5 protein-coding genes and 1 pseudogene are annotated in these 5624 nt (G+C 59.4%); 3 read left to right on the top strand and 3 right to left on the bottom strand.

The genetic code is table 11. The features are described 5' to 3' along the window. Both ABX749_RS19540 and ABX749_RS19535 read left to right on the top strand, forming a co-directional pair. A pseudogene (locus ABX749_RS19540) lies at window positions 1-181 on the top strand (glutamate dehydrogenase); the annotation flags it as partial. Between the two features lie 148 nt (window positions 182-329). Next, window positions 330-587 (top strand): hypothetical protein, encoded by a 258-nt coding sequence (locus tag ABX749_RS19535; RefSeq protein WP_372897443.1) that lies wholly within the window; start codon window positions 330-332, stop codon window positions 585-587. A gap of 98 nt (window positions 588-685) precedes the next feature. On the opposite strand, the gene ABX749_RS19530 is transcribed toward ABX749_RS19535, so the two are convergent. The 3 genes from ABX749_RS19530 to ABX749_RS19520 all read right to left on the bottom strand — a co-directional run bounded on the left by ABX749_RS19530 (window position 686) and on the right by ABX749_RS19520 (window position 4337). Further along, the gene (locus ABX749_RS19530; protein WP_145207022.1) at window positions 686-1816 is read right to left on the bottom strand and encodes a Gfo/Idh/MocA family protein; all 1131 of its coding nucleotides are present in this window, start codon (window positions 1814-1816) and stop codon (window positions 686-688) included. Window positions 1817-1900: 84 nt separating this feature from the next. Continuing rightward, window positions 1901-2911: a sugar phosphate isomerase/epimerase family protein gene (locus tag ABX749_RS19525; protein ID WP_372897442.1), complete on the bottom strand. Its 1011-nt coding sequence runs from the start codon at window positions 2909-2911 to the stop codon at window positions 1901-1903. A gap of 175 nt (window positions 2912-3086) precedes the next feature. Then, window positions 3087-4337 carry a hypothetical protein gene (locus ABX749_RS19520; RefSeq protein ID WP_145207021.1) on the bottom strand — a complete coding sequence of 417 codons (1251 nt, stop codon included), beginning with the start codon at window positions 4335-4337 and terminating at the stop codon, window positions 3087-3089. Window positions 4338-4575: 238 nt separating this feature from the next. On the opposite strand from ABX749_RS19520, the gene ABX749_RS19515 reads away from it, so the two are divergent. Then, window positions 4576-5624, top strand: a 1049-nt coding sequence (locus ABX749_RS19515; protein ID WP_372897441.1) for an aldose 1-epimerase family protein, incomplete at its 3' end; no start/stop codon positions are given.

Here is a 5624-nt window from a genome sequence, read left to right as displayed (position 1 = left end):
CCGACAACACTATCGTTGGACCTTGGACCGCGTCCGCCAAGAACTGGATCGAACGCTCTCGGAAGCCTTTGAACACGTCTGGCAGAACGCACACGAACAGGACATCTCCCTTCGCACGGCTGCATACATGATCGGGATCACTCGCGTCCGCCGCGCCACCGAACTGGCGGGATTGACGTAGGTCACGCGGCGCGACACGTCGAGCATGCACCGCATGCCCCCACAAAACTCGGACAATCGCGGCCGAACCACAGGAACTTCCGAATCAAAGGCGTTCGGCGGGCTCTGATGAAGCACTGACCATCACCACCTGCCGGACGAGTTCCAACATGGGCGCCACCCTCGCAGTCTTTCTTGTCGTCGTTGCCGTCTCGGTCGCCTACCTGCTGCGTTCGGCCGTGACGGGATCCAGGTCCCCGATGCTACTGATCGTGGCCGTTGCAATCATCGCCATGGCCACACTGGGTGCCTGGTACGCCTGGGCCGAATCACGATCGCTCGGCTGGACCCTCGGATACCTCGGCGTCGCCCTGGCCACGTTCACCTTGGCGACGCTCGGTTGGGTCCGCGGCGGACAGCGTGCCTAGTGCGTAGGTCACGCTGTGCGTGACGATCGGTGCGTAGTGCGTAGGTCACGCTGTGCGTGACGCTCGGCATGCACAGCATGCCCTACGAAGTCGAACGACTAAATCGTTTTCCAGGCTCGCTCGTGGGCGCTGGCGAGGACGGCATCGCAAACCTTTTGCGTCTCCAGAGCCGTGCGGAAACTCGGTTCAATCGGTTCACCGGTTTCCAGCGATTTCAGGAAGTCGGCGACTTGGTGAATGAAGGTGTGTTCGTAGCCGATGTTCAATCCCGGCACCCACCAGTTGCCCATGTAGGGTTGATCGCCGTCGCTGACGTGAACGCTTCTCCAACCGCGGACGATCGAATCATCGCTGTGATCGAAATACTCCAAGCGATGCAGGTCGTGCAGATCCCACCGGATCGAAGCGTGTTCGCCGTTGATTTCCAACGTGTACAGCGCCTTGTGGCCGCGTGCGTAGCGGGTCGATTCGAACAGCCCCAACGATCCGTTGTTGAAATGGCAATGGAACGTGCAGGCGTCGTCGATCTTGACGGCTTGCTTGGCACCGGTCTCGGCGTGCGTTCGCTCTTTGATGAACGTCTCGGCGACGGCGGAAACGTCGGTGATGCCGCCGTTGAGCCAGAGAGCGGTATCGATGCAGTGGGCCAGCAGGTCACCGGTCACGCCGCTGCCGGCGGCTTCGGCATCGAGTCGCCATGTGGCCGCACCGCCTTGGGGAACGTCCGCATTGATCGTCCAGTCTTGCAGGAAGTTCGCGCGGTAGTGAAAGATCCGTCCCAATCGACCTTCATCGATCAGCTGCTTGGCCAGCGACACGGCGGGGACGCGTCGATAGTTGTACCAAACCATGTTGGCAACACCGGCCTTCTCGACCGCATCGCACATCTCTTCGCCTTCGGCGACGTTCATCGCGATCGGCTTTTCGCACAACACCATCTTGCCGGCTTCGGCGGCAGCGATCGAGATTTCTTTGTGCAGGTTGTTCGGCGTGCAGACATCGATCGCATCGATATCGTCACGTTTGAGCATCTCGCGCCAGTCCGTCTCGATCGACTCATAACCCCATTGGTCGGCAAACGCTTGGGCCTTGTCCTTGTTTCGCGCACAGACCGCTTTCAAGACAGGCTTGTACTCGAGATCAAAGAAGTGGTTGGCTTGGCAGTACCCGTTGCTGTGGGTGCGGCCCATGAATCCGTAGCCGACCATGCCGATATTGAGAGGTTTCATAGTAGGTTGTTGCGTTGTGAAGGAATGGAAAGCGGTGTTGTCATCAGGTGGAATGGGCTCAGTGGTTGCCCGATTGCCGCTGGGTTACTTCAGCGACTCGTCGACTTTGATCATGGTTTCAAGGATCGTGTTCCACGTTCCGGGCTGTTCCAGCGTTTCGTTGGGGAACATGCAACCGTCCCAGCAGATGTGTTTGATGCCGCGTTGCTCGGCGTCTTTGAGCCAGTATCCGGCGCACTTGACGATGTCCAACTTGCCGTTGGGGTCATCGGCCGGGCAGTGTTTGCCGGTCTTGTCGTGGTCGCCGGCGCCGTGGACTTCTCCGTCGTTTTGGGCGACGTGAAAATCGATCGTCCAGGGCCGCAGCTTGTCGGTCATCTTCTCGTAAGCGGCATAAAACTCTTCGTCGCTGTACCCGTCGTGCAGCAGCGCGTGCTCGGGGGCGTTGTAACCCATCAGATACAAATACGTGTGGGCCAAGTCGGCTTGGAAACCGAGCGTTTCGGGCATCCCGACGGCTTCCAACAGGTCCAGCATGTCTTTCCAGCTGTGCATGCCGGCCCAACAGATTTCGCCTTCGGCAGCCAGCCGTTCGCCGTGGTCGGCGGCGATCTTGGCGGCCTCGCGGAACGTGTTGGCGATCTTGCTGGTGTTGGCCTGCGGATCTTCTCGCCACTTTTCGACGCCGAATTCGGCGCTGTCGATTCGGATCACGCCGTACTGGCGGACGCCGTGCTCGTTAAAAATTCCGGCGACGCGGCAAGCCATTTTGACCGCCGAAAGGAACTTGTCGGTCTGTTCCTTGTCGCCCATCGCCGAATCACCGATCGTGCCCGGCCAGACCGGTGCGACCAGCGATCCGACGCTAAACCCCTTGGACTGGATCAGGTCGGCGATCTTCCGCAGGTCGTCGTCGCTGGCTTCCGGATCAGTGTGCGGCAGGAACAGAAAGTAATCGATACCGTCAAACTTTCGCCCGTTCACTTCGGCCGCGGCCGTCAGGTCAAGCATGTGTTCCAAACTGATCGGCGGTTCTTGGTCGGGGCCGTCGCCTTTGCCAACCAGTCCGGGCCACATCGCGTTGTGAAGTTTCATCGTGTTTTTCGAATTCGGGGGATGAGGGTCGATTCAGGAGTTCGATTTTGGGATTCGCAGCCGTCGCGCAGGCTGCAATTCTATTCGATCGCAATCAGGCTGCGATTCTATTCGATCGCAATGGGGATGATGGCCCAAGCGTTGCCGCGCGGGCCATCAAGAGCAGGAAGTGGAATCAAGAGCCGCCTTTGGGCAGGTCGCTATGCGTGTTGGGGCCGAAGTAACGCAGTCCGACCAACGGTTCGGTGCCCAAGTTTTCGATCTCCACACCACCGGTTGCGGCGACGTGCGAGATAAAGACTTCATCGGACGTGTTTTCACCGAAACGAATCATGGCCGGCGTCTGCAGGTCCAAGGCTCCCATTCGCCCCCGACCTTGCACCGTGATCCAGCTGCTCGCACCAGGATCTTTGAGCGTGCACTTGGCCCCGGGCGCGACCGTCAACTCTTTGGCGCTGAACAACTGCTGGCCGTCGACGGTGCCGTAAACGATCCACTTGTCGACAAATCCGTCGCCGCTGCGGTTCTCGTCCACGATCGGCTCCAAGTAGTTGCTCTCTTTAAAGTGAGTGTCAACATTTTTGTCCCAGTCGAGCTGGCCGACGATGAAATCCAGGTCTTGGTGTTTCTCTTCGGGCATGTCCTTGACCAGCAATTCCCAGGGCACGTAGCGTCCTTCGACGATCGACTGGTACATCCCGAACACGTCGCTGCCCCATTGCGGTTCATAGGTGCACAACGATCCGGGTGCGTGCAGAACGCCCGGCGGGATCAACCAACCGGTCCCCCGCTTCAATCGGTAGGCGCGGCTCAGGTCCAGAATCCCGTTGTCGCCTTCGTTCCAATTTTCCAGACAGCGGCGGACGTCTTCCGGCTTGGTCCCCGGTTCCAATCCCATGAAGGTATAAGCGAAGTTGTTGTCGACGTTGTTGAGCTGTGGGGGGAAGTAGTAGCTTTCCGGTTTCCCCTCTTGTCCGACCAGCGCCGCGTCCTCGAAGGACTGGTGCATGTGGTGAGGGATCGGCCCCATGTTGTCAAAGAATTTGCTGTAAACGGGCCAGCGGTTGTATTTCCCAAAAATCGCTTCGCCGACGATGTCGTTGCCCCGTTCGGCGATGGCTTCTTTGAGCATGAATTTTTTGCCCTCGAACAGGCAAAAACTCTGGCCTTCGTGCCACACGCGACCGTCGTTGGCCGCGTCGGTGGTGCTGCCGAACCAGCGTTCATCGATCCCACCCCGGTCGGCCCCGAACCGGTAATAGTCCCCCGGATGCAACTTGATGCGACGCCCCGGGTGCAGGAACGACCGCGGGACCCAGGTCGGGGTCAAACGCAACAATCCGCCGCCAGCGTCCATGGCGGAGTCCAAAATCGAGGTGACCGAGTCGCCTCGGATAAGTCCGTCGTCGAGCTTCACATTCGTCATGGATGAATTTATGGTTGGAAGGGTTGGAGATTTTTGGGGCTATTGTGGCGGAAAGTCTGCCCGCATGTTGTATTGATTGGAGCACTGTGCGACAAGAATGCAGACCTGCCCCAATCGGAGCAGAAACCGCCATGCCATTCGTGTCATTCTATCGGCTGAAACGAATCGCCGCGCGGGATCCGCCACGCGGCGATCAGGCTGCGGCAATTCGTCCGCGGAGACAGATTAAGGAATTCTGATGGTAAAAACGAAGACGGCTCGATCGATCGACGATCGGCTCAAGAGTGTGGTTTGGAACGATCAATCGCCGCTTTCGGTCGCCATTGAATCGCCCAAAGGAAAAATCCAAACGCGGCACGGGCGATTCGTCGGCGGTCGTGCCGACGGGGTCGAAATCGTGCGGATCGACACCGGCGCCGTCGTCGTCAACGTGCTCCCCACACGCGGGATGGCGATTTGGAGCATCGAATCCGACTCCGGTCGCTTCGGCTGGCACTCCCCCGTCGATGGCCCCGTTCACCCGTCCCTGGTCCCGATCCACGACCCCAGCGGACTCGGCTGGCTGGAAGGGTTCGACGAACTGGTGGTCCGCTGCGGGCTGGAAAGCAACGGAGCCCCCGAGCACGACGACAGCGGGAAACTGGCCTATCCGCTGCACGGACGCATCGCCAATCTGCCCGCCGACGGTTTGCAGATCGAATTCGACGAAGTCTCCGGACGCCTGGAATTGATCGGCGATCTCCGCGAGAGCCGGCTGTTCTTCACCAATCTTCGGCTCAACAGCCGCATCCGCGTCCACGCCGGCAGTGCAGCGGTCCAGATCTTTGACGACGTGACCAACGAGCGTTCGACGCCGGCAACCGTGCAAATGTTGTATCACATCAACGTCGGCCAACCCGTCCTGGAAGACGGCTCGAAATTGATCCTGCCGATCGAAGAACTGGCCCCCAAAGACAAACTGTCGGCCGGCGAAATCGAATCGTTCAACGAGTTTGGCGAGCCGCAAGTCGGATACGCCGAGCGCGTCTATTTTGCCAAGCTCCGCAGCGATGCAGCCAACTTGACCTCGGTGATGCTGCAAAACGCCGATGCCTCCCAAGCACTCGCGGTCACCTACGGCACCAAGACCTTGCCGCGATTTGTCCTTTGGAAAAACACGGCCGATCCCGCCGACGGCTATGTCACCGGACTGGAACCGGCCACCAACTTCCCCAACCAACGGTCCTTCGAAGCATCGCATGATCGGGTCGTCGAAATTCAACCCGAACAAACCGTCTGCTTCCGAGT

Source organism: Stieleria sp. (assembly GCF_041595215.1).
Taxonomy (GTDB): Bacteria; Planctomycetota; Planctomycetia; order Pirellulales; family Pirellulaceae; genus Stieleria; species Stieleria magnilauensis.
Note: the sequence above shows the minus strand (reverse complement) of the source record. Positions and strands in the feature narration are given on the sequence as shown.

Bases quoted from the DNA above. Each gene is read 5' to 3' on its own strand.
- ABX749_RS19535 (WP_372897443.1), top strand. From the start codon at position 330: ATGGGCGCCACCCTCGCAGTCTTTCTTGTCGTCGTTGCCGTCTCGGTC.
- ABX749_RS19530 (WP_145207022.1), bottom strand. From the start codon at position 1,816: ATGAAACCTCTCAATATCGGCATGGTCGGCTACGGATTCATGGGCCGC.
- ABX749_RS19525 (WP_372897442.1), bottom strand. From the start codon at position 2,911: ATGAAACTTCACAACGCGATGTGGCCCGGACTGGTTGGCAAAGGCGAC.
- ABX749_RS19520 (WP_145207021.1), bottom strand. From the start codon at position 4,337: ATGACGAATGTGAAGCTCGACGACGGACTTATCCGAGGCGACTCGGTC.